The sequence below is a fragment of the Thermoplasmatales archaeon genome, from assembly GCA_026127925.1.
GTDB lineage: Archaea > Thermoplasmatota > Thermoplasmata > Thermoplasmatales > Thermoplasmataceae > JAKAYB01.
The window spans coordinates 107,650-129,656 of sequence record JAJSLM010000002.1 but is presented as its reverse complement, the minus strand read 5'-3'; the positions used below and the strand labels follow the sequence as shown (position 1 = coordinate 129,656).

Sequence of the window (22,007 nt, the reverse complement as noted above, 5' to 3'; positions counted from 1 at the left end):
ATTCTACCCCTAAGGTAGGTGAATATAAACACCCATTATCAGATAAATGACAAAACCAACAACACCCAGCAATATTATTCCGATCCCGGTAATCAGAACAACCTTAACGTACTCTTCTCTATTTGGTTTTTTAGCCATTTTAAGTACACGAGAATATTTTCCTCTTCCTATTCCTCCTACCTTTCTCTCGATTTTCTCCTGTACCTCCAATAATTTGTCGTCAACAGTCATTATATCTCTAAAGAGTAAAGGATAATTAACAATAAAGCTTTTTTCCAATAAAGGATAATTTTTGATAAATATTATATTTAATTCTATATTTTTAACTACTGGCTTTTGAACGACTGTTCAGCATTTCTCTTATTAGCTTTGTTCTTAATCTCGCCTATAGATACATAAACAAGGATCCAACCTATAAATGAAATAAATATCACCAAAACTGCCCCGACTTCCATCAATCCACTTCCATTTTTGCTTCCGATCCTGAATAAGCCTATAGCAACAAGTATACCAGCAAGGATCCCTAAAACAGCGCCCAGGATTACGACCAGTAAACCAAATGGGGGAAGAACAAATACGGATATTCCGCCGATAAAAAGAATTATGGCAGCTACGATCAATCCGTATGCACCAGTTAGTCCTATACCGTAATCAGCATTGCTTTCCTTAAGAAGCCTGAAACCACCAATGAGCTCAACCCATACAATTATAATAACTAATATCGCCGCTACAATTGCTACTGCTGGAACAAATAGAGATACCAGCGATAATAATGTACCTATTATTAGAACCAATGCAGCTAGCTTTATCTTATCCAGACCCTCAAAAAAGGAGTCCGGGAAGGGCGGCTTGTTTTCGTCGTGGAATTCTTGATTCATAACAATTTGTTTATCTGCTGGATTTATATAAATGATCGCGTGGATAATACGTATCCGTAAATTTCAAGAAATTCCGACAAATGTAATGTTCCTTAAAATTAACTGATAGACTGCACATTTTAACACGTGAGAGCCACCACACAAAGCAAATAAATTAAGATAGCGTGATCGACATGCAGTTCATCAAACAGGTCTCAAATATTTGAATGATCTGAAATTGAAATCATTTGTGACTTGATATTTTCATAAACGTCAGTTAGTCAGACATTATCTTCCTGTTTTACGTGGAGTAGGCAACATATCTGGACCTCATTCTAATAAGGTGCTTGTAAAATAGCACCTCACTTTCCATGTGCGTGAAGCAATAGCAACATTTTTGCTTTATGTTAATGTTGCTTAAAACAACGTCTTGGTGTCCTACCAGGCAAAGAATCTTATCGGCTGAAAACATTCAATTGCATGGACATATTCAAAGATAAAATACTGGAAGGAAAAAAAGTACTTATCAGTGGCGGAGGGACAGGTCTCGGAAGAGAGATAGGAATCGGGATTGGACAACTTGGAGCAAAGGTTGCGATTGTAGGACGCAGAGAGGATGTTCTAAAAGAAACAATAGACGATATGCATGATCTGGGAATAGACGCGATATACTCAAGATGCGACATCCGTGATGCGGAACAGGTAAAATATTCTGTGAATTATTTTTTGGAGCAGTTTGGAGAAATTAACACTCTGGTCAATAATGCTGCTGGAAATTTTATTAGCAAAACCGAGAGGCTTTCACTCAACGCATTCAATTCTGTCATAGGAATAGTTCTCAATGGAACTATAAACCTGACAATGGACCTTGGAAAGAGGTGGATAGAGAAAAAGCAGCGAGGTACGATCATTAATATTTCTACAATATACGGACAAACTGGTTCGGCTTATGTAGTTCCGTCTGCAATTGGCAAGTCTGGAGTTTTAGCACTTACTGAATCTCTTGCCGCTGAGTGGGGCAAATACGGCATAAGGCACATAGCTATAGCCCCCGGCATCGTTCCGACCGAAGGTGCAATGTCTCATCTCGCGCCTACGAAAGAGATAAGAGACATTTTATTGAAAAGGGTTCCTTTGGGTACATTCGGTTCGCTTCAAGAGCTGATAAACCTGGCCATATTTCTCATTTCTGATGCGTGCACTTACATAAATGGAGATATCATAAAATTCGACGGTGGGGAAGGCCTCTGGCTTGCCGGTCAATTTAACTTTCTCGACATGCTGACAGATGATGAATGGAAATTAATCCGCGAAGCAAAGAAGTGAACTCAAGCAATTCACTTATTTTCACACGGTAATGACCACAATATTCCTTGTCCTGTAGAATTACAAGTCCCTTCTTCTTAAGAGGGGGTTTGAGGTTCCCCTATATTATGGCTTGCGGCGTATTTTTTTTTATCGTTCCTAGGTTAACAATTCATTTCTGTCCTCATCCCAAGTATTTTTGACGTGAATATTCAAAACTTTCCGGGAAATCAGGCCGATGTCTACAAAGTGAAAACACTACTCCTTGATTAATCGAATCAATTTTTATAATATATATACAATTTATAACGTTTAATTAAATATATTTAAATACTGTTCATTAATGATTATATATGACAGAAATAGTTGTAGTGCACAGTTGGAAAGATGACCAGAAAGACAAAGTTATGGATTTTGCTAACAAAGTAACCTCGATGGCTAAAGAAAAGAAATTACCATCTGGACTTAAATTGCTTGAAATAGATCTTGGTCAGGGAAAAAATATGGCTGTATGTAAATGGGAAGCGGACTCTTTGAATCACCTCATGGAAGTTGCAAAATCACTGGGCCCGACATGGGACATACAGGCTTTTGAAGTAAAAAACGTCTACAAAAAAGGATTATTCTAAACATCATTGCATTTATTTTTGTAGCTTTTTTTGATCTCATTTTTCTTCATGTATTTTTCCTGGAAGTATATCGATGTAGTTGTCTTTATTTCGGATTTTCCAGAAAAGAATTCATTCTAAACCAAATAATTGGAGTACCTGAAAAACACGTAACTCATAATTACGGAGTCCGCTGTACGGGTTCGGCAAATGGATAATAAGAATTTTATATAGAAGAAAGAAAAGATGTGTTTATGAAATTGAAACCATTTTCCCATTAAAGTTTATTACCAGTGGACCAGTGAAAGAAGAGTTGGGTCCAACCACAGTCACAGTTATGTCAAAATACCCACTGGTTTCAGTGCTAAGAGGGAGGTTATTCACAGACGACACACCTGTATTTCCACTTACGCTATTAAGAACAAAATAGTAGGAACTGTTACCATCAGTAACGTTCAGATCTTCAGTAATCGTCTGTCCGGTATATATGAGAAGAACAGAACCGTTATGATGGCTGAATGGATCTGATATGTTCAGTGGCGTAACAGCAACACCACTCGCAGGAGTCCATCCACTTATTTCAGTATCGATCTGATGGCCATCCAGTGTAACGTTCGGATATTCTGTTTCAGCTCCTGTGTGCTGAGAAAGTACAGAAAGATATGAAGAGACTCCTGGAATCTTAGAGGTACTTGCGGAGATATCTGGGTTGTATTCATATCCATTAGACACACCTGTAAGTATAACTGCACTTTCAACCGAGATGGATGTCACGCTGGCTGTTGTATTGAAATAACCTGCAATTTGCCCAGACATACTCTGGTTGTTACTCAATTCCACATATCCAACATTCGCCCCGAACAGCAACGTAGCAGGATCCTCATCCAAAATCCCTTCTGTGGCATTCCCTTCGGTAGTATGTATTTGTATATCAGGCCAGGCAAAATAGGTAGTTCCAATACCGTGGTAAGTTATAGTCAAGTTGTAAAGCATTCTGGTTTTGTTTAGAAACAGACCTGTGGAATTAAGGTACGATGAATTAAAACCTGAATCCAAATAACTTTCAGCTAAAAAATTAGCGTACGCACTATCGTTTATGGTTTTGTCCACCGTTATATTAAGGTACCCGGGGGACGAGAGAGCAGAGCTTTTCTTGGATGATGGCCCAGGAAAATGATCCTTGATAATGAAAACGCCCCCGATCGCAACAGCTACCAGCACTATCACTATTACTACAACATAAAGTTTATTAAACGACATTCCGTCACGTGATTCACCTCCTTGATATAGATTTGTCGCTATATGAAATATAGCGAACTATTGATGTGCCATTTAATTTCCGTTGCCTCTTTTCATGGTCTCTGCTGAGCCATAGGAACCGCAGATTCTCGAAGCAGCTTATGTCCGAATACAATTTCAAGCTTCATGTTTTGCGGCTCTAAACCTCGATGTGGAAATGATGATTTCAATGCCCAATCTATAAGTATCGGTGTTGCAATGCATCTGAATTTTCATGGTAACTATCCATAATACAATTCCTTGGATTGTTTTTGAGAATCAACTGATCTAATTCAGGTATCTATTTTTCGTATTGGTGTTCTTTTCCAATAATTAAAAGGTTCAATTTCGTTTATATAAAGCGATTTTCCCCTGAAAGTGCATTGTGTGAGTTTTGTAATGCTCCGGTCGGGATTTGGACCCGAGTCGAGGAATTGAGAGTCCCTTATGCTTGGCCGGACTACACCACCGGAGCTTACAGGGGCAATGACAAATTGAATTTAATTCTTTGCGGCGAGAAGATCAAGCCTTGTATCTCAAACTAATTTGGATGGTATCTTTCTTTCAGAAAAATGTATTGAAGCGAAACTATTGGCAGAAATACTTCATATTGGCCAGAATATCTTAGCCAACTCAACTATGACGGCCATAGCGATCCCGATATAAATGACAAGTTTAGGATCTAGCGCCGGACCTTTGATTTCCTCTTCCTCAAAGTATCGTATAAGTCCAGCTCCGGACTGAAAACCTTCATTCTTTTTCTCTGCCATCTCTAAAAGGTAAAGATAATCAAACAATTAATATTTTTCTATACCGGACTTGTGGACGATTTATTCCACATGTAAGAAGTACTTTAATGCCCAGACGGCTCACCGCGCTTCACTTTATGCTAATTGAAGAGTCTATGACATGAGCGTTTCCTGCAACTTTTAACGGGATCAAGCTATCACACATTCCTCTTAGGTTTTCCGATACTGTCTTTAGATCCTTTTTTTCAATCGGGACGAAAACATTGCTGCCTCCGGTAATTATATAGGTCATCCACGTCTCCGTTCTCAATTCCCTGACCTTGTTCATCAGCTTTCGCATCCTGTCATTTATAACTCTAACATTGACTTGTTCGAGTAAGTTGTGGTAATCATCCGTGTCTTTCATTGAAAGTTCAAATATAGACTTAATATCCTTTTCTTCTGAGTATTTTTTAAGGGTATTCGCTCTTTCTTTTGTTCTTTTAACACGTTCCGCGTATGCAGGATGTCTTACAGCGGATTCATGAATTGTGTCCGATGGATTACGCCGATCTCTGAAATTACACCCCAAGATGATATAATCTCTGAAACTTTCTGGCGGAAGAAGCACTTCAGTTGAGCATTCTTTCCCAGATGACCATGTGAGAGTCAAACCACCATGATAACTTCTTCCTACACTTTCTGAAATACCCCTTAATTCGTTTTCAAATTTCTCTGTATCAGCTACCCCACCAGAAAGCTGAACTATGTTAGCCCCGATTGCAGCTGCACCGGCGTCAGAACTTCCGCTCAGTATATTCCTATTATCTGATCGAAATGACACATTAATATTCTCTGAACTGAGATTCAAATGCTCAAAAATACTGCTCTTGTGATTGTTTATAATCGTGAAAGGAGATCTTTTTGAATCAGAATATTCCACAGGATTGCCATCAAGAAAACCTTCCTGTTTGCCATGATTTAAGTATACTATTGTATCAGTAAAAATTTCCGAATCAAGCCCGGTATAAGCTATACCAGCTGAGGTGTGCAAAGGGATTCTATTGTTCTTGTCTGATATCCCAGACAGCAATATAATTCCAATTGTTGGATAGGCAATTGCCTCAGAATATGCCAATGAGTCTTCTTTAATCAAGTGATACATGAACGGTACCTCAAATATGAATTTTCTTTGCCATTTATCCATGAATATCTGCTGGATATTTCTTATTTATAAGTGTAGTGCCCTTTAAAGACGCAAACCTGCGCACTTCACTAACTTTAATCGACATGTAAACTGACAAGGAAATCGCTGCGATTACCGTTATTCCGTTTATTTTCCACAATAGTTCAATGGGAATGATGTTTATGGCCAGCGTCATAAATGTCATCATGCATATTCTTGAAATTGTGGAAATTATGTTTATTCCTGCAAAAAATTTTCCAGAGACCTCATGTTGGATCCTGTTCATTACAAATGTGTTCCTGAGTATCCTGACAGAGGGATTACCTACGCCAAAAAATATGGGCTGCGAAATCATGAAGAATAAAAGTGGGCCCCCAAGGAAGCTAATATGTTCCCTAAGGCAAAGATTCCCATGAATATCCAGATCAACGGAAGATTTCTCTTGTATTTTGCAAACTTGGGTGCCATTAAACCTGAAAAAATAGCGAACAGTGCATAGAGAGATTCCACAATAGCAAGATCTGAAACCCCACCTCCGAGTTTGTAAATGTAAACAGGAGTAAGGTAGTTACCGGACATAAGACAAACGAAGGCAAAATTTAGAGTCGTTACGAACATCACGGAAGTTATATTTTCTCTAATGAAATGGAGCGTGGCTCTGTAACCACCTCGGGACGTTATTTTTGGGGAATTTTTCGCTGGCTTGCTTTTCTTAACTTCTTCTTTGATTCTGGAAAGTAGCAAGATAGACAGAAAAGATGTGACAATGGCGAATACAATAGCCCCCAAAAAGCCGACATAGATTATTATTGGGATCGTTAGAAATGCGCCAATCGCCTGTGGAATCTGACTCGTAACTTCTGCTATCCCATTGTTCCTCCCCATTTCCGATTCGGATGAGATAGATTGTTGAAGTGCTCTCTGAGCCGAAAAGACAACGCCCGTAATGACGTCTCCGAAAACTAGTAAACTCAGAAGAACAAATACGCTTCCTGACCCTAACATACTGGCTAAAAAGAAAGTGCCCAGAGCCAGTGAAATCATGCCAATCGCGCAGTATTTCAATACTGCCTTTCTCGGAAATTTGTCAATTGCAAAACCAAAAAATGGCTCAAGACCCAACTCTATAAAAAGAATTAAAATGCTGATCATCCCCAGATATTCTCTCTGTAGGTAGCCTGAAGCCAGCATGAAACTTGCAATTATGAATGCTGGGCCAAGACTTGTGAGACTTATCATTCTATAGATGGAATAATTAAAGAAATTCCCCTTGTAAAGCTGTGACTTATTGTATTCTTTCATTAACATTAAATGCCCATCTTTGACCATTTAATATATTTATCACTTTATAAACTATATAAATTTCCTAGTCGAGATCAGATTTCGTAGGGCTGCAGATTTGCCTCAATTTCCGTTGCTAACAAATTGCAGATATCAGGTTTATCCTTTGCCATTAAAATAAATACACACTTGCGATATTACATACGCTGGGAAAATTATGATGTCCAATAATGAAGAATCTGAAATGATGAAGTTACTTGGTATTAGAGACATTGACGATCTTTTTGCCGATGTTCCAGAAGGCATTAAAGGGAAAATCATTCGAATACCAAACGGGATTTCGGAAGACGAGTTGATAGGAGAAGCAAACCTGATCTCACATCTGAACAGGAACCATGAGTATTATAACTTCCTTGGTAACGGAATCTATGATCGAATTATACCGAGTTCAGTTGATGCCATTGTAGGTAGATCCGAGTTTGAAACTTCCTATACCCCCTATCAGGCGGAAATATCCCAGGGGATGCTTCAGTCCCTGTTTGAGTATCAGAGTATCGTATCTGATCTAACAGAAATGGATATGACAAATTCGTCCATGTACGATGGATACAGTGCGCTCGGCGAAGCAGTAAGAATGGCTTTCAGGATTAACGGAAAAAAGGAAGTACTGATTCCAGCAAACATGTACGATGACAAGGTCAAAGTTATTGAGAGCTACACGGAGGGCCTTGACATGAAGTTTGTGAGATATTCCCTAGATCATAACAGGGGATATGTGAATCTGGATGATATCCAGGAAAAAATGACAGACAATACAGCGGCCATTGTCTGTGAACTTCCAAACGCGTATGGAATTCTTGATGAAAATATTCCCAGAATCCAGGAGATAAAGAAAGATTCGGTACTAATATCGTATTATGATCCAATATCTCTGGGATCAGTTATTCCACCGGGCCAATATGGCACAGACATTGCGGTGTCCGAAGGACAACAGCTTGGATTACACCCAAATTTTGGTGGTCCCCTTCTAGGACTTTTCTCCTTTAAGAAGGAACACGTAAGGAGATCTCCGGGCAGAATTATCGGGGAGACTTTGGACACAAACGGTAAAAGAGCTTTTGTAATGACGTTACAGACCAGGGAACAGCACATACGCAGGGCAAAAGCGACAAGTAACATATGCACAAATCAAGCTCTGATGGCCCTCACTGCTCTCACGTATTTATCCATTGTAGGAAAGAATGGACTGAAAAAAATTGCAGACGCAACAGTTTCCGCCTCATCAAACCTGAAGAATCAGATGATTAAACACAACCTTATAGATCCGAATACAGTAACGGGTGTACCATTTTCTGATGTCCTCGTAAGCTTTAAAAAACAACAGAATGGCCTTCAGCAACAACTTGCAAAAAAGATGATACTTGGCGGTCTTGAAATGTCCAGATTAATAAATAAAAAGTACGACAGTATAAACAATGCCCATTTCTTTTCGGTAACAGAGCGCACCACAAAGGAACATATAGGAAAACTAATTGACACTCTGGAGGTGCTTTGATGTCGTATCAGCAAGCAAAGTATGATGAACCGCTTATATCAGAAATGTCCTCCTTGAACGACTATAAGCTTCCAAGCTATCTGAGCGAATCTAAAATGTTAATTCCGGAAGGATTGAAAAGAAAGTCTCTCAAATTGCCAGAGGTTGCTGAATATGATGTCGTCAGGCATTTTACACGGCTTTCCCAGATGAACTATTCCGTTGATCAGGGAATCTATCCGCTTGGATCATGCACGATGAAGTTCAACCCGAAATTCGCTGACAAGCTTTCTTCATTTCCGGGGCTTACCTCTGGACACCCACTAGAGGATGAAACAACAATTCAGGGATATCTGAAGATAATGTACGAACTTCAGGAATATCTCAAGGAGATATCTGACATGGATGCCATCACTCTACAACCGAGGGCAGGTGCTCATGGGGAATTTACTGGTGTCTTGATAATAAGAAACTATCTTAAGGATATTGGAGAACTAGAAAAACGGAGAGAAATCATAATACCGGATTCGGCTCATGGTACAAATCCTGCCTCTGCAAGCATGGGAGGGTTTGACGTTGTGGAGATTCCTTCTGGAAAGGATGGCACCGTTGATCTGGATGCTCTGAAGTTTGCACTGACGGAAAAAACCGCTGCGCTCATGATTACAAACCCGAATACACTTGGAATCTTTGAACATAACATCGTCGAAATAGCAAGGTTGGTTCACGAAAACGGCTCTCTTCTGTATTACGACGGAGCAAACTTGAATGCGATTATGGGTGTAACATCGCCAGGAAAGATGGGTTTTGACGTGGTTCACTTTAACCTCCATAAAACTTTTGGAACGCCGCATGGAGGTGGAGGTCCCGGTGCCGGCCCAATTGCGGTCAAGAAATTCCTGAAAGAATTCCTCCCAGTTCCAACAGTTTCTAAAAATGAGAAAAATTACTTCCTGGACTACTCCGCAAAAAAAACCATTGGCAAGGTCGGCTCCTATTACGGTTCCTTCAACACAATGCTCAGGGCATGGTCTTACATAAAGTATATGGGCGGAAATGGCCTTAAATCTGCATCGGAAAGAGCTGTGCTCAACTCCAATTATCTCGCGAAGAAACTTTCTGAAAGGTTTGAAATACCGTATGAAAAACTCAAGAAACATGAATTCGTCCTCTCAACTGAAAATACTGGGAAGCGGGCATTGGATCTTGCTAAATTCCTCATCGATAATGGAATACACGCACCAACCATATACTTCCCACTGATCGTACACGAAGCCATGATGATTGAGCCTACAGAAAGTGCATCTAAGAAGGATCTCGATGTTTTCGCAGAAATACTCGTGAGCGGGCTGGAACTGTCGCAGGACGAGATTTCTAAACTCCCAAAGAATCTTGCTGTTGGCAGGGTTGATGAAGTGAAAGCCGCGAGAGACATGAAAATAACATGGTCACTCTAGGAGCTTGAAACGTTCAGACGTGACAGAAACAAGGAACCTGTGATCCACATCTACGCCAATTCCAGGAGCATCGTTTGGCTCGATCAATCCATCTGACATTGTAAAAGGATTCTTCACAATATCCTTTTCGAAGTATCTGTCATTCGGCGAGGTGTCTCCGGGATAGTCAATAAACCGGCTTGAAGCGAGGGATACATTAAACGCCCGGCCAATGCCGGTTTCCAGCATTCCTCCAATCCAAACATGGATACCATGATCGTGCGAGTATTTCGCTATCTTCAATGATTCTGTAAATCCAGCGACCCTGCCGGGTTTTATATTTATAACCTTGCATGCGTTGATAGATATTGCCTTTCTTGCTTTGTCAAAAGAGGTTATCGATTCATCCAGGCAGATAGGTGTTGAGATTTTTGATGCAAGATATGAATGGTCAATCAGATCATCATAGGAAAGAGGCTGTTCGATATATTTGAGGTTGTATTTGTCCAGAGCTTTAAGGGAGTCCGTGTCATCGAGAGTGTAATCTGTATTCGCGTCAACACTCATTGGATATTCTCCAATAGTAGATCTTACAGATGAAACGATCTTTTCTTCCATACCTTTCCTGATCTTGACCTTTATCCTTTTGTATCCCTTCTTCACAGCATCCCTTGCCCGCTCCTTCATCGACTCCAACTCGTCCATCCCTATGGAAACCCCGACTTCTGCGCTTCCCTTTGTGTCTCCAATATATTTATAAAGCGGAATACCGGCTTCTTTCGAATAATAGTCCCAGAGCAGCATTTCTAATGCTCCCTTTGCCATGTTGTGGCCTTTGATCCAACCTGTCCTTTCAAGAAACTCTTTCGGTTCCGGAATGTCCTTGATGTTCTCTATCAGAAAATCCCTAATCACATGAATTGCCGTTTCATTATCCTCATAGCTATAGCCGGGAGATTCTTCCGTGACGGATTCAGAATAAGCAGTTGTGCCATCCTTGTTAAGTTCAAAAATCAATGCGTCCCTAAACTTTTGTGTTCCAAAGCTCGTAGTGAACGGAACAATTAATGGAAGTGATACACGATAACAATTTAGTTCCATATAAATGTTAACAGATTGTATCTATTATTCTTTTTCATCTTTAGTATCGAACAGTGAGCCAGGATGATGGACGGACTTAGATACTTTTTTAAGCGTGAATGTAATAAAAAAATATGAATATGAAAAGATTTGGTAAGACTGGAGCCCTGGTCAGCGAGTTGTGCCTTGGAACAATGACTTTCGGATGGCAGACTGATGAGGACGCTGCCATGAAGATTATGACAAAATTTGCCGAAGAAAAAGGCAATTTTATCGATACAGCCAACGTTTATTCTTCGGGACGTTCCGAGCAGATAATAGGGAAATGGCTAGCAGAGAACAACAGGGAAGAGATATTTGTTGCAACAAAGGTTAGGTTCAGAACAGCAGATCACCCCAACGGAGTCGGCCTATCAAGGAAGCATATACTTCATTCAATCAGGGAGAGCCTGCAGAGATTGAACACAGATTACGTAGATCTCCTTCAAATTCATGCATGGGATCCCCTTACACCTCTTGAGGAAACTCTGAGAACACTGAATACAATTGTTGAAGATGGACTGGCAAGGTACATTGGCGCCAGCAACTTCAGGGCCTGGCAATTCGAAAAAGCGTTGCAGATATGCCGATCGAATGGATGGAATGAACCCGTGAGTTTACAGCCAAATTACAACTTGCTTACGAGGGCGGTTGAGTTCGAACTTCTTCCAATGGCCCATGCGGATGAGATAGCCGTGCTACCATGGAGTCCTCTTGCAGGAGGCATTCTTTCTGGTAAATACAGAAACGGTATTAGGAATGCACCGAAGGGTACACGTATCGGGGACTCTTCGGCTCCAGAGAATTATAGCAGATTCGATAATGAAAGAACCGAAAGGGTTCTTTCAGTACTGGAGAAAATAAGCCAGGAGACTGGCAAATCGATTCCACAGATTTCATTGAACTGGCTCCTCTCCAATAAGGACATAACTTCTCCAATAATTGGTGTAAGAACAATAGATCAACTTGCGGATAATCTCGGATCAACGGGCTGGTCATTGAATGAGACTCAGATAAGAGAACTGAATAATGCAAGTGAACTGGGCGTTACTTATCCATATGATCAACGTGCAGAGGATCAACAGACAAGAGACCGGATTCTGTAAAACCTTGATTTAATAAACCATAATTCTATTTTTTACTTGCCAGTTCACGAAAGAGCGCACCAACATTAGCGGGGCGTATGGTCTCGAATTCGGAAGGCCTATCTATCGTACCCATATATATTCCGTGAACCTCTCGAACGTACTTACCATTCTTCACACCACCCCCAAACGGTGAGAAAACTATGAAGTCGTCAGCCCTTGATGTCATGCTCCTTATGGAAGAATCCACAAGTTCATAGAGATGACACTTGTTCTGTTCCCCATTGGACATCAAGCGATCGATTGCATTTATTGAGGCGATAACATTGTTGTCTGGCAACAGTTCAGAAACCATCTGCTTCACATCGTCTATCTCTTTCTCTGCCGACACTTGCGCCGAATAATGCATGCTCGCGAGACCAAGGGATGGATCGGTTATTGGTATGTTAACAAGTTTTGATTTCGTATCCATGACAAGAGGCAACTCGTCATTTGATGCAGCAATGAAACTGTTGCCCGTTACATCTTTCATCTTTAGTACAGATAGCCAAGCAGGCGACGGATGCAAGGAGTCTCTGTTCAGGACAACTCCGCGGTATGTAGCTCCGAACAACGAAAGAAGAAACTTGGGATTGCATTCCATAAAACTTGAATAGCTCAAACCATTAATTCCAAGAAGTAAATTCCCCATAACGATCACGCCACATTTTTCTTGATCCATCTCTCCAGATTACCTTTTGAAGTTACTCCGATTACCTGGTCGACTTCCTTTCCGTCTTTAAAAAGCATAATAGTAGGTAAACTCATAACGCTGTACTTATTTGCCGTATTCTCATTGTTTTGGGAATCTAGCTTTCCGAATGAGACAGAAGAAATCTCCTCAGCAAGCTGATCGATTACCGGCGAAAGAATCAGGCATGGGGCACACCATTCGGCCCAGAAATCAATCACCACGAATTTATGAGTTTTTGTAAATTCATCAAAGGTTTGATCACTTAATTCCGTTACTTTCCCGTCTTCGTTATTCTGCATGATTCAGGGTATTGCATGATAAAACTTATTCTTTTTCGATCGCTCAGTTAATTATGCTTTCAGCACAAAGTTGAAATGATAAATTTCTCCTAGAACTGAAGACGTCTTGGATAATTTTCCTTGATTTATTTGAGATGCATTAGGTAGAGGGGAGATTTTTCTTACTAACACTGTAAAGATTGTTTTCTCACTTGGTATTCTGCTGAGAAAATAAAAAATAGATGCTTTGTTTACCCTGTTCTATTTGAAGTTTTTTTCTTTAAATTTTCAATGAGCCTGCAGCACCGTAGAATACATTTTATTGTCATTGGCGATATTCTCCTGTGAATATAGATATCGTAAACGATCCTGATGAGCTGAGGAATGTACTTCCAATTGTTCAGTCAGCATGGGGAATGCAAAATGCAGATCAACTTGTTAAAGACACACTGACCGCGATGAAATTCCACGGCGGTGTTGTTCTCATGGCGAAGGAAAACGGCAAGGTTATAGGAATAAATTTCAGTTTTCCGGGATATAAAAATGACCAGGTCTACCTGTATTCTCACATGACGGGAGTACTCGAAGAGAAGAAATACAATGGAACCGGATTCAAGCTGAAAAAGGCTCAGGAAGAGTGGGCCAAAAATAATGGTTACCGGCTGATAGTGTGGACGTTTGATCCATTAATGTCACTTAATGCGAATTTTAATATACATAAGATCGGGGCAATATCCAGGAAATATCTGCGCAACTTTTACGGAAACATGGAAGATTCGCTTAACTTTGGCCTGCCAACCGATCGTTTTATCGCTGAAAGATGGCTCTCCATGAACCCTATAAGGACTAGGACGCCAGATCTTATTATTGATCCCATGTCAATAGATCCACTTAAATTATCAGTTTCTAGTGATGTGGTTGGTGTTCGGATTCCATCCAATTTTGTTGAATTGAAGAAGAATTCTCGGGATATATCCTCATTGTTCAGAAAAAACAGTGCCTTAATCTTCGAATCACTTTTTGATTTCGGATTTATAGTTGTGGATTACGATAAAGAAAAAGCATATTACACCCTGTCAAGGGAGAAGAGTGTAACAGAGAATGTTCCAGCAAAGATTTTTTAGATAACTCTGTATCGTTTCAGCGATGCTTCGTAAATTTCTCCATCGGACCCAAGCTCGTTGAGAATTTCGTCTACCTTATTCTCCTCGAATCCAAGAAGTTTCGAGGCTGCAGCTATATCCTCATACCTGCATCCCTTTCCATTTTCATCATTCTGTTTTATGTAGTTAATTATTGCCTCCTTCATCCTCAGCTCTTCATCGTCTTTCTTTTCGGGAGCAGGTGAAGAAGCAATTACACGCTCAAAGTTCTGAATATCGTAATCCGGATAGTTTTTCAACGATCTCAGAGCGCAATCAGCTTCGTACGGAGAATATCCCTTGCCTATCAGCGCTTCGCGGCTTGATTCAGGTTCCTTTCCCGCCTCTCTTATGGCGTATATCTTTCGTGTAGCTATATATCTGGCCCTGGAACTCCAGAATTTTTGCGTTATATCGCCGGACTTCTCAATCAACTCAGGAGATATGCTGAAATATATCTTATCCTCATTTCCGAATGAACTGACACGCCCCATGACAATAACCGATTCGTTTATCTGAAACTCATTGAGCTCATCCCTGCCAGGCCTGTTGAAGTCGTTATTAAAAGCAGAGAGGTAGAAGTTACCTGTTCCATCTGAAATTGTAAGTTTTGCCATATCGTCCTGGACACTTTTCTGGGATATGATCCCGTTGATCAGGACACGCCTAACCCTAGTTCCAAGTGGAGTTATTACAACCGGCTTTGCATTTGCCCATTCATCATTTTTCTCTGTTACTTTTGAATCCCTAAGTTCAAGGGCAAAAATCCAATTAGATACTTCTCGCTTCTGTGAGATCATATAATTTCCTCGTCCTCAAACATCTGCACGATCCTTAAATCGTCTTCGGACATCTGCTTTATTGTTCTGACCCTAAATGCCATAGAATCATTATTTTTTACAAAGTCGCCACTGATAATAACCGGTTTCACAAGGAGCGTTTCATTAAGCTTCTTGATCACCTGGCTGGTCGTGATATTTTGTGTCTCCAGAGGATCAGGAGTCAGACCAAGGACACCGCCCAGAGGGGATTTACCGGAGGTACAGTGAACGTATCCTGTCCCGTCCTCGGCAGTAAAATACGCAAATAGGTCTTTGTAGAAACCATCATTTGGATGCTCTTCACACGCGTCATCGTCAATTTTTCTGTTGCACGTTTTGCATCGTTTTATTATACCGCTCTTCGGTCCAATGTTTACTATAACAGCAGCAATGGAAACGCCGCTGATGGGAGATTTAACGTCCGAAATATTTGACAGTCTGATTCCAATCTTGAAGTCAAGATCAGCATGCTCCACCTGCGTCTTATCGCTGATAGTTAGGCGTAGTCGTCCATTATACTCAGACACTTTGGCTCCCACTATCTTTACTGTCTCGCCTTCCTCCAGTTTCCTGCTGAAAGAAGTGACTCTGATGACTGCAGTGTCATCTTCAAGATTACCATAATAGAGCGTGATCTTTTCTCCATTCTTCTCCTTCTCCTTTTCGATGACACCTGAAATCTTTCCTTTGACCGTGACAAAAGGTTCTTTCAAACTCAGATCCCTAATCTTTTTTTCTGAATATGATCTCTTAACTTCAATATCCGTTCCGGGTTTCATTACAACTTGGGATCTCGCGTCAATATTGAGGCGAATTGTGCCGTTATATTCTCTGGCAGACGCGTGTTCAATCTCTATAACATCTCCTGCCCTTAAAGATGAAGAAAAGGTCCAAGCAGTAAATTGGATCGTTCCTGTTTCGTCACCAAGTATACCATAATAATACACGGACTCCCCTTTATCATTCTTTAGAGTTTTTTGCTGAAGGGATAATATCTTGGTGATCAAGGACACGTCGGATGATACGGCATCTATACTTGAAATTTTTAAAAAGCTCTGCTTCTCACTCATCCGTACATTTCACCTGGCATTTTCTTTTCCTGGCTTCCTACTATCTGGTCAATAACACTCTGAGCCTGATCAGCTGTTAACCCCATCTTTTCTGTAAGATATTGCTTTATATCATCTTTGCTCTTTCCCTGCTTCAGCATATCCTTTACCATGAGAACCATTCGCTCAACAATACCGGCCTGGAACTCATCCTCAAGTTTGAGGGCCTTTACCATAAGATAAAGAGAAGAGAGAAGAGTACTCAACCCCACGTTAAGTTCATTTTTTGAGAGTTCATCCAGTTCAAGATCAACTCTGCTGACGACCTCTTCATTCATCCCGTCAAGCATGAATTTTACTAGATCAAGCTGCCTGTTGAGCAATAGGAGGGTCCTGTAAATGCTCAACCTTTCCTGATTCTCGAGAACAGCTGTTTCTATGCCTGTTTTCAGGAATATCCTCATAATATCATTTTCAAATATGAGGTACACGGAAAATGGTACTTTGTCATTTTCTAAAATAGCATACTTTTGAAATTGCTGTATCTTCCAGGGTACATCAACAAGGTTGCCAGATTTTTCGTCCCCACCAGACAACCAACTTAAAACTTCCTGCTGTGTCACAGTCATGGACATCAGATTGCTTTTGTTCATATATTATTTTTCTATCTCGATCAATTTTGTTTCGAAAATACTGATCTTTGAAAAATGAAAAAGTTCAATTAAAATAAATTTATAAAATAATTAATTAGGGAATGATAATGCTCTGTTTGTCCGCTTAGAACATTCCCTTTTTCTTTATTGCGGCATTTATTTTCTGCAACAGATCTGGCGTTACTTCATTTATGCCATGAGATGCCTTGGCATGAGCCTGTATAACCGGCAGAAGTTCTTCTTTTGTGTCAGCCTGTACTTCGAATGCGTCTTTCATTCCTATATCCTTGCATTTAAACACATATGTCATGTTTATCAATCTACTTATCTAGGAATAGTATATCAACTTATGACCTCATATGTGTGCTTTTTTTATAATTTTTCAGTAACGTAATCCTGAACCACCTTTTTAGTAGCCCGCCTTAATGTTTCCTGAAGTGTTTTCGTGGAGATCCCTATTTTTTCAGCTAAATCTGTGAGGCTTATCTTACGATCAGAATCAAAATAACCTTCCCTGAACGCTAACAGAAGCAATTCTCTTTGCCTCATTGTCAAGCTTGTTCCCGCAGTGTTATCATTTCCTTCGTACACGACGAACTTTTCCCGAGTGTCTTCAAGCATGGTTCCCAGCTTTGGTACAAGTCTGCTGTCTGGAAGAAAAAGTTTGTAAATGAGGCCACCAGAATCTGATGGCTTGACACTAATTGGAATAGCTTGTATCGTTGAAATTACCTTGCAAATTGTGCAGCTGTGAGCCTCTATCCAGAAATTGTGCCTTGATACTGCCTTTACGAATGTTGCATTTTTTTTGAGATCCGATCTCAAGCCTTCAGTAAGTTTCTCCATCCATACAAGGTGGTTTGTCGATTCAATCCCTGCATTGAGCTGTTCTATCTCGAATTCCGATCTAGAATTAATCAATGGGGTAAGGATGGGACAATTTGGTTCTAGGGCTCGAACATAGGTTTCGATGATTTCTCCGTGCTTCTTCACTGCATGAAGTATTTAGTTCTTGGATTAAAGCTTAATCCTGTCTGTTGGGAAAAAAGGTTAACAATTGGCTCCAAGAACCTCGTTGCCTGAAATACTGATAATAAGGGCTAAGCTACATAAAAACTATAGACAATATATTTTATATACATAATGTTTAAATCAATTTGGCAAATCAAACTAACGTGATAACTCTAATTTTCGTGAGGCACGGTGCTTCTGAGCCCTCTGTTGAGGGTGAGTCTGATGAGGCCAGAAAACTGGTAAAGCGTGGAATCAAACAAATGAAGCGCGTTGCTGAGTTGCTCGATGACATTAATGTTACTGTTGATAGGGTATTTTCCAGTCGTTTCCTGAGAGCATACCAGTCGGCTGATGTGATCTGCGATGAACTGAAACTCGATGTAAAAATAGAGACTATTCCGGAACTGGAGCCGGGGAGAAAACCCTTGGAGTTTATAAACAGAATCAAGGAATTTGACAACCTGTCCTGCCTCGTTGTTTCGCATGAACCTTTGATTTCTAAACTACTAAAAGCTATCACTGGCGCGAACATTGAAACGAGCAAAGGTAGCCTTGTTCTATTGAGCTATAATCCTTCCGACGGAGAGAGCCTAGTCAAACTTGTCATAGACCAGAAAGTTCTTCAGAGATAGATGTATGATTAAAGCAGTAATTGATGCAGGATATAATTCATTCAGGTTGTGTACATACGATTTCTATGAAAACAAAACATTCAAGATAAGGCGGTCCGTAAAAGAATTTGTACGAATTGGGGCCGGAGTTGAAAGTGGGTCAGCGATCTCAGAGAAAAAAATCGATAATGCTATCTCTACATTGAGCAGATTTCAAAGCATCGTTCAATTAGAGAATATTTCAGATACAGTTGCTGTTGGCACCAGTGCTTTCAGATATGCGTCAAATTCAGATTATATCGTTGATAAGATACTTTCAGAAACAGGCATAAAGATAAATGTTGTTTCCGGAGAAGAGGAGGGAAAATTCGCTGCTCTGGGGACGATTAATACCCTGCCAATAAAAGATGCCATGATATTTGATCTTGGTGGCGGTTCGTTAGAAGTTGCAACCGTTAAGAATGGCAGAATTGGAAAAGTGAAACTGTATGGCCTGGGTGCCCTTAAGCTCAAGAAGTTTGAAAAGGATGAAAAGAAACTTAGAAAAGAAATCAGAAAACAACTAGAAAATATATATCTGCCTCGAGGAAAACAAATTGTTGGAACTGGCGGCAATGTTAGGGCCCTGGCAAAAATAGATCTTAATTCTCGCAAATACCCATTGCTATCATTCCACGGATATTCACTACCCATTCAGCGTATCTCAAAGCATGCTAGACATCTTTTATCTATTGATCCAGAAGATAGAAGAAATATTTCTGGGGTGAACAAAGATCGATCCGCAACTGTACACGTTGCGGCTGTTGTAATAGATGAATTCATGAAATATGCCGAATCAAAGGAATTAATGGTGTCATCATACGGAATGCGCGAAGGAGTCCTCACTGGAACTGAGATTGATCGAAAGACCTTGAGAAGAGACTGGCTTGAGAATATAGCCCTGAATCTCAATTTGCACATCTCACCCGCCATTTACGACAGCATAGCAGATGATTCGACCAGATACGGAAAAATCACACCTTATCTTGCCGCTTCTTCTTTTATTGCACTAACGCTAAAGGAGTTCGGCTTCTTGAACCCATATGAAATGGGTTTCAACTTTGTCAAGCATTCCGTTATGCCAGGATTCACATCTGAGGAAAGCCTGATAGTAGCGGCCATATTGGGTTCCACCACATCGAAACCTGACAGAAACATCCTGAATTTTGCTAGCGACAAATTTTCTGCTCGCGACTTGCTCCAGGCAGCTAAAGAGATGAAGTCGATTACGAGCAAAAACTATTCGGGCAGGACAATATGAAAGGGAAACTTTTTGCGTTTGAAGGTATGGATGGTTCTGGGAAATCCAGCCAATCCGCTTTGTTGAGAGACTGGATAGCCCAATCCAGAGATGCCTATCTTACAGAATGGAATTCATCCGAATGGGTACATGACATAATAAAAGAATCAAAGAAGAAGGAATTATTGACTCCTATAACTTTCAGTTTGATACACGCCACTGATTTTTGTGATCGTTACGAAAAGTTTGTCTTGCCACTAATGAGGATTGGATATGTTATAATAGCAGATAGGTACATTTACACGGCCTATGCGAGAGACAAGGCAAGAGGTGTGGATAGTAAGTGGATAAGAGAGCTTTATTCATTTGCAGCAAAACCTGACATTACATTTTATATTCGGGTGAAGCCTGAGGTCGCCTATAGCAGAATAAAATCGCAACGGCAGCAGATAAACCCACAAGAATCTGGCCATGATATTTTTCCGGATCTCGACCAGAGAAATGGATTCTTAAAGTATCAGTCTATGATTCTAGAAACTTATGATGAAATAGCTGAAGAAAATAACTTCGTGATTATCGATGGAACACGGACACCGAGAGAAGTCCAAATGGAAATAAGGAGTAACATACGAGGGATTTTATGAATAGAGGAAAACTGATTTCAATAGAAGGAATAGATGGCTCCGGAAGAACAATTCACTCTCAGGATTTGAAAAAATATCTTGAAGGTCAGGGTTATGGAGTATTGGCCTTTGGGTTGCAAATGTCCAAACTCATCGGAGAACGCATAACAAAAATGAAAAAGGAGATGATATTCAGGAGAAGGACCTTGTTTCTCTCGTACGTTACGGATCTTGCTGATCAGGTAGAACTTTCAATAAGATCCGGCGTGGAATCAGGTTTTATGGCAATTGCAGACGGTTACACCCTTTCTCTTAAGACCTGGGGTGCTGCAAGGGGCCTAGAGGACACATGGATGTCAGATGTTCTATCGATACTACCTGAACCTGACATCAAGGTTGTACTCGTGTCATCTCCTGATGAAATAATGAGGAGGCTAATATCAAAAAGGGGGTTTCTGGATCCGCTAGAAGCTGGAATGGATGTGCTCACAAAATGGGACGTTTATGAATCATATAGAAATTACATAAATGTTTTTCAGAATACTATTAAGACAGCTTTTCCAAAAGAAAAATATATCATAACTGACAGCAATTTTGAAGATGTTAGATTAGAACTTATAAGATATGTGGAGAGTAAGCTTGAGGCCTGAAGATTATGCCAACACTGCGTTGAGCAATTTCCTCTCTATCAATGAATACACTGTGGAAAAAATCCACGATGAACGTGTCGAACTCAGAAAATATTTTACGGTCCTGCAAACCTTGTATCCTCTTCATAAAAATGCCAGGGTAGTGCATGAAACTGGCAAGATCTTGAAACTTCTCGGTGAGATCCGAAATTATGACTTAACGGATCCAAAAGCTGATCTCAGTAAGAGGGAGCAGTTGCTGTCTCCTGTGATGAGCAAAAAAAGGACATTTCGTGTATACTACCTTCCGGTGCTTTATGGCTCAAGGTTGCTACTTTTCAGTGAGCTTACCAGGATTCTCAATATCCTCATGAAGCCAGATAGGAATTTTCACTTATACCGGAAGCTTATAAGAAAATCTAGATTCATTTCAGAGAGTCTAGATCACGATGCGACGGTATTAAAGAATATTGCAAAAGAACTTGGAGAACAGCTGGACGAAAATATGATCTCTTTAAAGAAAATAGGAAGAGAAAATCTTGATGAAGGTAAATTCATGCTTCAAGTTGAAGAAGCGGCCAACGGGCTCAAGGATATAATTGAACATTCGGAATTCTATTTTAAGATCGAACCGTGATATAATTTTTTCAGTAATTTCGTGTTCTATTGTTTGGGCTATAAAAGGAAACGTTTGCCTGTTTTATAGTTTTAAAAAATAATGGATTACTTATTTTCCAACATGCTAATTGAGGGATACT

26 protein-coding genes and 1 tRNA gene are annotated in these 22,007 nt (G+C 40.2%); 11 read left to right on the top strand and 16 right to left on the bottom strand.

Translation table 11 applies throughout. The features are described from left to right. Positions 1-9: 9 nt before the first annotated feature. Positions 10-279 carry a protein translocase SEC61 complex subunit gamma gene (locus LVQ96_02920; GenBank protein MCW6170102.1) on the bottom strand — a complete coding sequence of 90 codons (270 nt, stop codon included), beginning with the start codon at positions 277-279 and terminating at the stop codon, positions 10-12. 47 nt (positions 280-326) lie between these two features. Then, positions 327-878, bottom strand: coding sequence for a DUF973 family protein (locus tag LVQ96_02915; GenBank protein ID MCW6170101.1), 552 nt, complete (start codon positions 876-878; stop codon positions 327-329). Positions 879-1,337: 459 nt separating this feature from the next. Here LVQ96_02915 and LVQ96_02910 point away from each other — a divergent pair, with 459 nt between their 5' ends. Further along, the gene (locus LVQ96_02910; protein ID MCW6170100.1) at positions 1,338-2,183 is read left to right on the top strand and encodes an SDR family oxidoreductase; all 846 of its coding nucleotides are present in this window, start codon (positions 1,338-1,340) and stop codon (positions 2,181-2,183) included. Between the two features lie 332 nt (positions 2,184-2,515). Continuing rightward, a complete protein-coding gene (locus tag LVQ96_02905; protein MCW6170099.1) occupies positions 2,516-2,791 on the top strand; it encodes a hypothetical protein in 276 nt (91 codons plus the stop codon). A gap of 231 nt (positions 2,792-3,022) precedes the next feature. Here the strand turns inward: LVQ96_02905 and LVQ96_02900 are convergent, their stop codons facing one another. The 6 genes from LVQ96_02900 to LVQ96_02875 form a co-directional block, all read right to left on the bottom strand. Beyond that, a complete protein-coding gene (locus tag LVQ96_02900; GenBank protein MCW6170098.1) occupies positions 3,023-4,030 on the bottom strand; it encodes a hypothetical protein in 1,008 nt (335 codons plus the stop codon). 418 nt (positions 4,031-4,448) lie between these two features. After that, positions 4,449-4,523 (bottom strand) — tRNA-Glu (locus tag LVQ96_02895). 130 nt (positions 4,524-4,653) lie between these two features. Continuing rightward, positions 4,654-4,818: a preprotein translocase subunit Sec61beta gene (locus tag LVQ96_02890; GenBank protein ID MCW6170097.1), complete on the bottom strand. Its 165-nt coding sequence runs from the start codon at positions 4,816-4,818 to the stop codon at positions 4,654-4,656. Between the two features lie 109 nt (positions 4,819-4,927). After that, positions 4,928-5,983, bottom strand: a complete 1,056-nt coding sequence (locus tag LVQ96_02885) for a diphosphomevalonate decarboxylase (GenBank protein MCW6170096.1) — start codon at positions 5,981-5,983, stop codon at positions 4,928-4,930. After that, positions 5,976-6,248, bottom strand: coding sequence for a hypothetical protein (locus LVQ96_02880; GenBank protein ID MCW6170095.1), 273 nt, complete (start codon positions 6,246-6,248; stop codon positions 5,976-5,978). Before LVQ96_02880 ends, LVQ96_02885 begins: the two co-directional genes overlap by 8 nt. A gap of 65 nt (positions 6,249-6,313) precedes the next feature. Continuing rightward, positions 6,314-7,291: an MFS transporter gene (locus LVQ96_02875; protein MCW6170094.1), complete on the bottom strand. Its 978-nt coding sequence runs from the start codon at positions 7,289-7,291 to the stop codon at positions 6,314-6,316. 169 nt (positions 7,292-7,460) lie between these two features. Between LVQ96_02875 and gcvPA the strand changes: the two genes are divergently transcribed. Together gcvPA and gcvPB are read left to right on the top strand one after the other, a co-directional pair. Beyond that, the gene (gene gcvPA, locus LVQ96_02870) at positions 7,461-8,798 is read left to right on the top strand and encodes an aminomethyl-transferring glycine dehydrogenase subunit GcvPA (protein MCW6170093.1); all 1,338 of its coding nucleotides are present in this window, start codon (positions 7,461-7,463) and stop codon (positions 8,796-8,798) included. Further along, positions 8,798-10,234, top strand: coding sequence for an aminomethyl-transferring glycine dehydrogenase subunit GcvPB (gcvPB, locus tag LVQ96_02865; protein MCW6170092.1), 1,437 nt, complete (start codon positions 8,798-8,800; stop codon positions 10,232-10,234). Before gcvPA ends, gcvPB begins: the two co-directional genes overlap by 1 nt. Here the strand turns inward: gcvPB and menC are convergent. Further along, positions 10,226-11,314: an o-succinylbenzoate synthase gene (gene menC, locus LVQ96_02860; GenBank protein MCW6170091.1), complete on the bottom strand. Its 1,089-nt coding sequence runs from the start codon at positions 11,312-11,314 to the stop codon at positions 10,226-10,228. The two genes, gcvPB and menC, sit on opposite strands and share 9 nt — an antisense overlap. A 113-nt stretch (positions 11,315-11,427) precedes the next feature. On the opposite strand from menC, the gene LVQ96_02855 reads away from it, so the two are divergent. Further along, positions 11,428-12,438 carry an aldo/keto reductase gene (locus LVQ96_02855; GenBank protein MCW6170090.1) on the top strand — a complete coding sequence of 337 codons (1,011 nt, stop codon included), beginning with the start codon at positions 11,428-11,430 and terminating at the stop codon, positions 12,436-12,438. A gap of 25 nt (positions 12,439-12,463) precedes the next feature. Here LVQ96_02855 and LVQ96_02850 read toward each other — a convergent pair whose 3' ends face one another. Further along, positions 12,464-13,138, bottom strand: a complete 675-nt coding sequence (locus LVQ96_02850; GenBank protein ID MCW6170089.1) for a hypothetical protein — start codon at positions 13,136-13,138, stop codon at positions 12,464-12,466. Beyond that, entirely contained in the window at positions 13,114-13,449 is a 336-nt protein-coding gene (gene trxA, locus LVQ96_02845; protein ID MCW6170088.1) for a thioredoxin, read from the bottom strand. Before trxA ends, LVQ96_02850 begins: the two co-directional genes overlap by 25 nt. 323 nt (positions 13,450-13,772) lie before the next feature. Here trxA and LVQ96_02840 point away from each other — a divergent pair, with 323 nt between their 5' ends. Next, the gene (locus LVQ96_02840; GenBank protein MCW6170087.1) at positions 13,773-14,552 is read left to right on the top strand and encodes a hypothetical protein; all 780 of its coding nucleotides are present in this window, start codon (positions 13,773-13,775) and stop codon (positions 14,550-14,552) included. Here the strand turns inward: LVQ96_02840 and LVQ96_02835 are convergent. The 5 genes from LVQ96_02835 to LVQ96_02815 form a co-directional block, all read right to left on the bottom strand. Then, positions 14,549-15,370 carry a hypothetical protein gene (locus LVQ96_02835; GenBank protein ID MCW6170086.1) on the bottom strand — a complete coding sequence of 274 codons (822 nt, stop codon included), beginning with the start codon at positions 15,368-15,370 and terminating at the stop codon, positions 14,549-14,551. The genes LVQ96_02840 and LVQ96_02835 overlap by 4 nt on opposite strands. Beyond that, the gene (locus LVQ96_02830) at positions 15,367-16,461 is read right to left on the bottom strand and encodes a hypothetical protein (protein MCW6170085.1); all 1,095 of its coding nucleotides are present in this window, start codon (positions 16,459-16,461) and stop codon (positions 15,367-15,369) included. The genes LVQ96_02835 and LVQ96_02830 overlap by 4 nt, the downstream gene beginning before the upstream one ends. Beyond that, positions 16,458-17,093 carry a hypothetical protein gene (locus LVQ96_02825; protein ID MCW6170084.1) on the bottom strand — a complete coding sequence of 212 codons (636 nt, stop codon included), beginning with the start codon at positions 17,091-17,093 and terminating at the stop codon, positions 16,458-16,460. The genes LVQ96_02830 and LVQ96_02825 overlap by 4 nt, the downstream gene beginning before the upstream one ends. 124 nt (positions 17,094-17,217) lie before the next feature. Then, a complete protein-coding gene (locus tag LVQ96_02820; protein MCW6170083.1) occupies positions 17,218-17,403 on the bottom strand; it encodes a DUF1059 domain-containing protein in 186 nt (61 codons plus the stop codon). A gap of 62 nt (positions 17,404-17,465) precedes the next feature. Beyond that, on the bottom strand, positions 17,466-18,086 hold the full coding sequence (locus tag LVQ96_02815; GenBank protein MCW6170082.1) for a helix-turn-helix domain-containing protein: 621 nt from the start codon (positions 18,084-18,086) through the stop codon (positions 17,466-17,468). Positions 18,087-18,268: 182 nt separating this feature from the next. Between LVQ96_02815 and sixA the strand changes: the two genes are divergently transcribed. From sixA to LVQ96_02790, 5 genes are read left to right on the top strand one after another with little or no spacing between them, the layout of a single operon-like run. Next, entirely contained in the window at positions 18,269-18,739 is a 471-nt protein-coding gene (gene sixA / locus LVQ96_02810; GenBank protein ID MCW6170081.1) for a phosphohistidine phosphatase SixA, read from the top strand. A gap of 4 nt (positions 18,740-18,743) precedes the next feature. Next, positions 18,744-20,018 (top strand): Ppx/GppA family phosphatase, encoded by a 1,275-nt coding sequence (locus LVQ96_02805; GenBank protein ID MCW6170080.1) that lies wholly within the window; start codon positions 18,744-18,746, stop codon positions 20,016-20,018. Then, on the top strand, positions 20,015-20,641 hold the full coding sequence (tmk, locus tag LVQ96_02800; GenBank protein MCW6170079.1) for a dTMP kinase: 627 nt from the start codon (positions 20,015-20,017) through the stop codon (positions 20,639-20,641). Before LVQ96_02805 ends, tmk begins: the two co-directional genes overlap by 4 nt. Then, positions 20,638-21,270, top strand: a complete 633-nt coding sequence (locus LVQ96_02795) for a hypothetical protein (protein ID MCW6170078.1) — start codon at positions 20,638-20,640, stop codon at positions 21,268-21,270. Before tmk ends, LVQ96_02795 begins: the two co-directional genes overlap by 4 nt. After that, positions 21,260-21,886 carry a hypothetical protein gene (locus LVQ96_02790; GenBank protein ID MCW6170077.1) on the top strand — a complete coding sequence of 209 codons (627 nt, stop codon included), beginning with the start codon at positions 21,260-21,262 and terminating at the stop codon, positions 21,884-21,886. The genes LVQ96_02795 and LVQ96_02790 overlap by 11 nt, the downstream gene beginning before the upstream one ends. Positions 21,887-22,007: the final 121 nt, after the last annotated feature.

What these genes read in the sequence shown, in the direction of transcription:
- LVQ96_02885 (MCW6170096.1), bottom strand. Translation starts at nt 5,983, where the DNA reads ATGGATAAATGGCAAAGAAAATTCATATTTGAGGTACCGTTCATGTAT.
- LVQ96_02880 (MCW6170095.1), bottom strand. Translation starts at nt 6,248, where the DNA reads ATGAACAGGATCCAACATGAGGTCTCTGGAAAATTTTTTGCAGGAATA.
- gcvPA (MCW6170093.1), top strand. Translation starts at nt 7,461, where the DNA reads ATGATGTCCAATAATGAAGAATCTGAAATGATGAAGTTACTTGGTATT.
- LVQ96_02850 (MCW6170089.1), bottom strand. Translation starts at nt 13,138, where the DNA reads ATGGATCAAGAAAAATGTGGCGTGATCGTTATGGGGAATTTACTTCTT.
- LVQ96_02905 (MCW6170099.1), top strand. Translation starts at nt 2,516, where the DNA reads ATGACAGAAATAGTTGTAGTGCACAGTTGGAAAGATGACCAGAAAGAC.
- LVQ96_02805 (MCW6170080.1), top strand. Translation starts at nt 18,744, where the DNA reads ATGATTAAAGCAGTAATTGATGCAGGATATAATTCATTCAGGTTGTGT.
- LVQ96_02795 (MCW6170078.1), top strand. Translation starts at nt 20,638, where the DNA reads ATGAATAGAGGAAAACTGATTTCAATAGAAGGAATAGATGGCTCCGGA.
- tmk (MCW6170079.1), top strand. Translation starts at nt 20,015, where the DNA reads ATGAAAGGGAAACTTTTTGCGTTTGAAGGTATGGATGGTTCTGGGAAA.
- LVQ96_02910 (MCW6170100.1), top strand. Translation starts at nt 1,338, where the DNA reads ATGGACATATTCAAAGATAAAATACTGGAAGGAAAAAAAGTACTTATC.
- LVQ96_02820 (MCW6170083.1), bottom strand. Translation starts at nt 17,403, where the DNA reads ATGACATATGTGTTTAAATGCAAGGATATAGGAATGAAAGACGCATTC.
- menC (MCW6170091.1), bottom strand. Translation starts at nt 11,314, where the DNA reads ATGGAACTAAATTGTTATCGTGTATCACTTCCATTAATTGTTCCGTTC.
- LVQ96_02835 (MCW6170086.1), bottom strand. Translation starts at nt 15,370, where the DNA reads ATGATCTCACAGAAGCGAGAAGTATCTAATTGGATTTTTGCCCTTGAA.
- LVQ96_02890 (MCW6170097.1), bottom strand. Translation starts at nt 4,818, where the DNA reads ATGGCAGAGAAAAAGAATGAAGGTTTTCAGTCCGGAGCTGGACTTATA.
- LVQ96_02875 (MCW6170094.1), bottom strand. Translation starts at nt 7,291, where the DNA reads ATGGTCAAAGATGGGCATTTAATGTTAATGAAAGAATACAATAAGTCA.
- trxA (MCW6170088.1), bottom strand. Translation starts at nt 13,449, where the DNA reads ATGCAGAATAACGAAGACGGGAAAGTAACGGAATTAAGTGATCAAACC.
- LVQ96_02915 (MCW6170101.1), bottom strand. Translation starts at nt 878, where the DNA reads ATGAATCAAGAATTCCACGACGAAAACAAGCCGCCCTTCCCGGACTCC.
- LVQ96_02900 (MCW6170098.1), bottom strand. Translation starts at nt 4,030, where the DNA reads ATGTCGTTTAATAAACTTTATGTTGTAGTAATAGTGATAGTGCTGGTA.
- LVQ96_02825 (MCW6170084.1), bottom strand. Translation starts at nt 17,093, where the DNA reads ATGAACAAAAGCAATCTGATGTCCATGACTGTGACACAGCAGGAAGTT.
- LVQ96_02855 (MCW6170090.1), top strand. Translation starts at nt 11,428, where the DNA reads ATGAATATGAAAAGATTTGGTAAGACTGGAGCCCTGGTCAGCGAGTTG.
- LVQ96_02830 (MCW6170085.1), bottom strand. Translation starts at nt 16,461, where the DNA reads ATGAGTGAGAAGCAGAGCTTTTTAAAAATTTCAAGTATAGATGCCGTA.
- gcvPB (MCW6170092.1), top strand. Translation starts at nt 8,798, where the DNA reads ATGTCGTATCAGCAAGCAAAGTATGATGAACCGCTTATATCAGAAATG.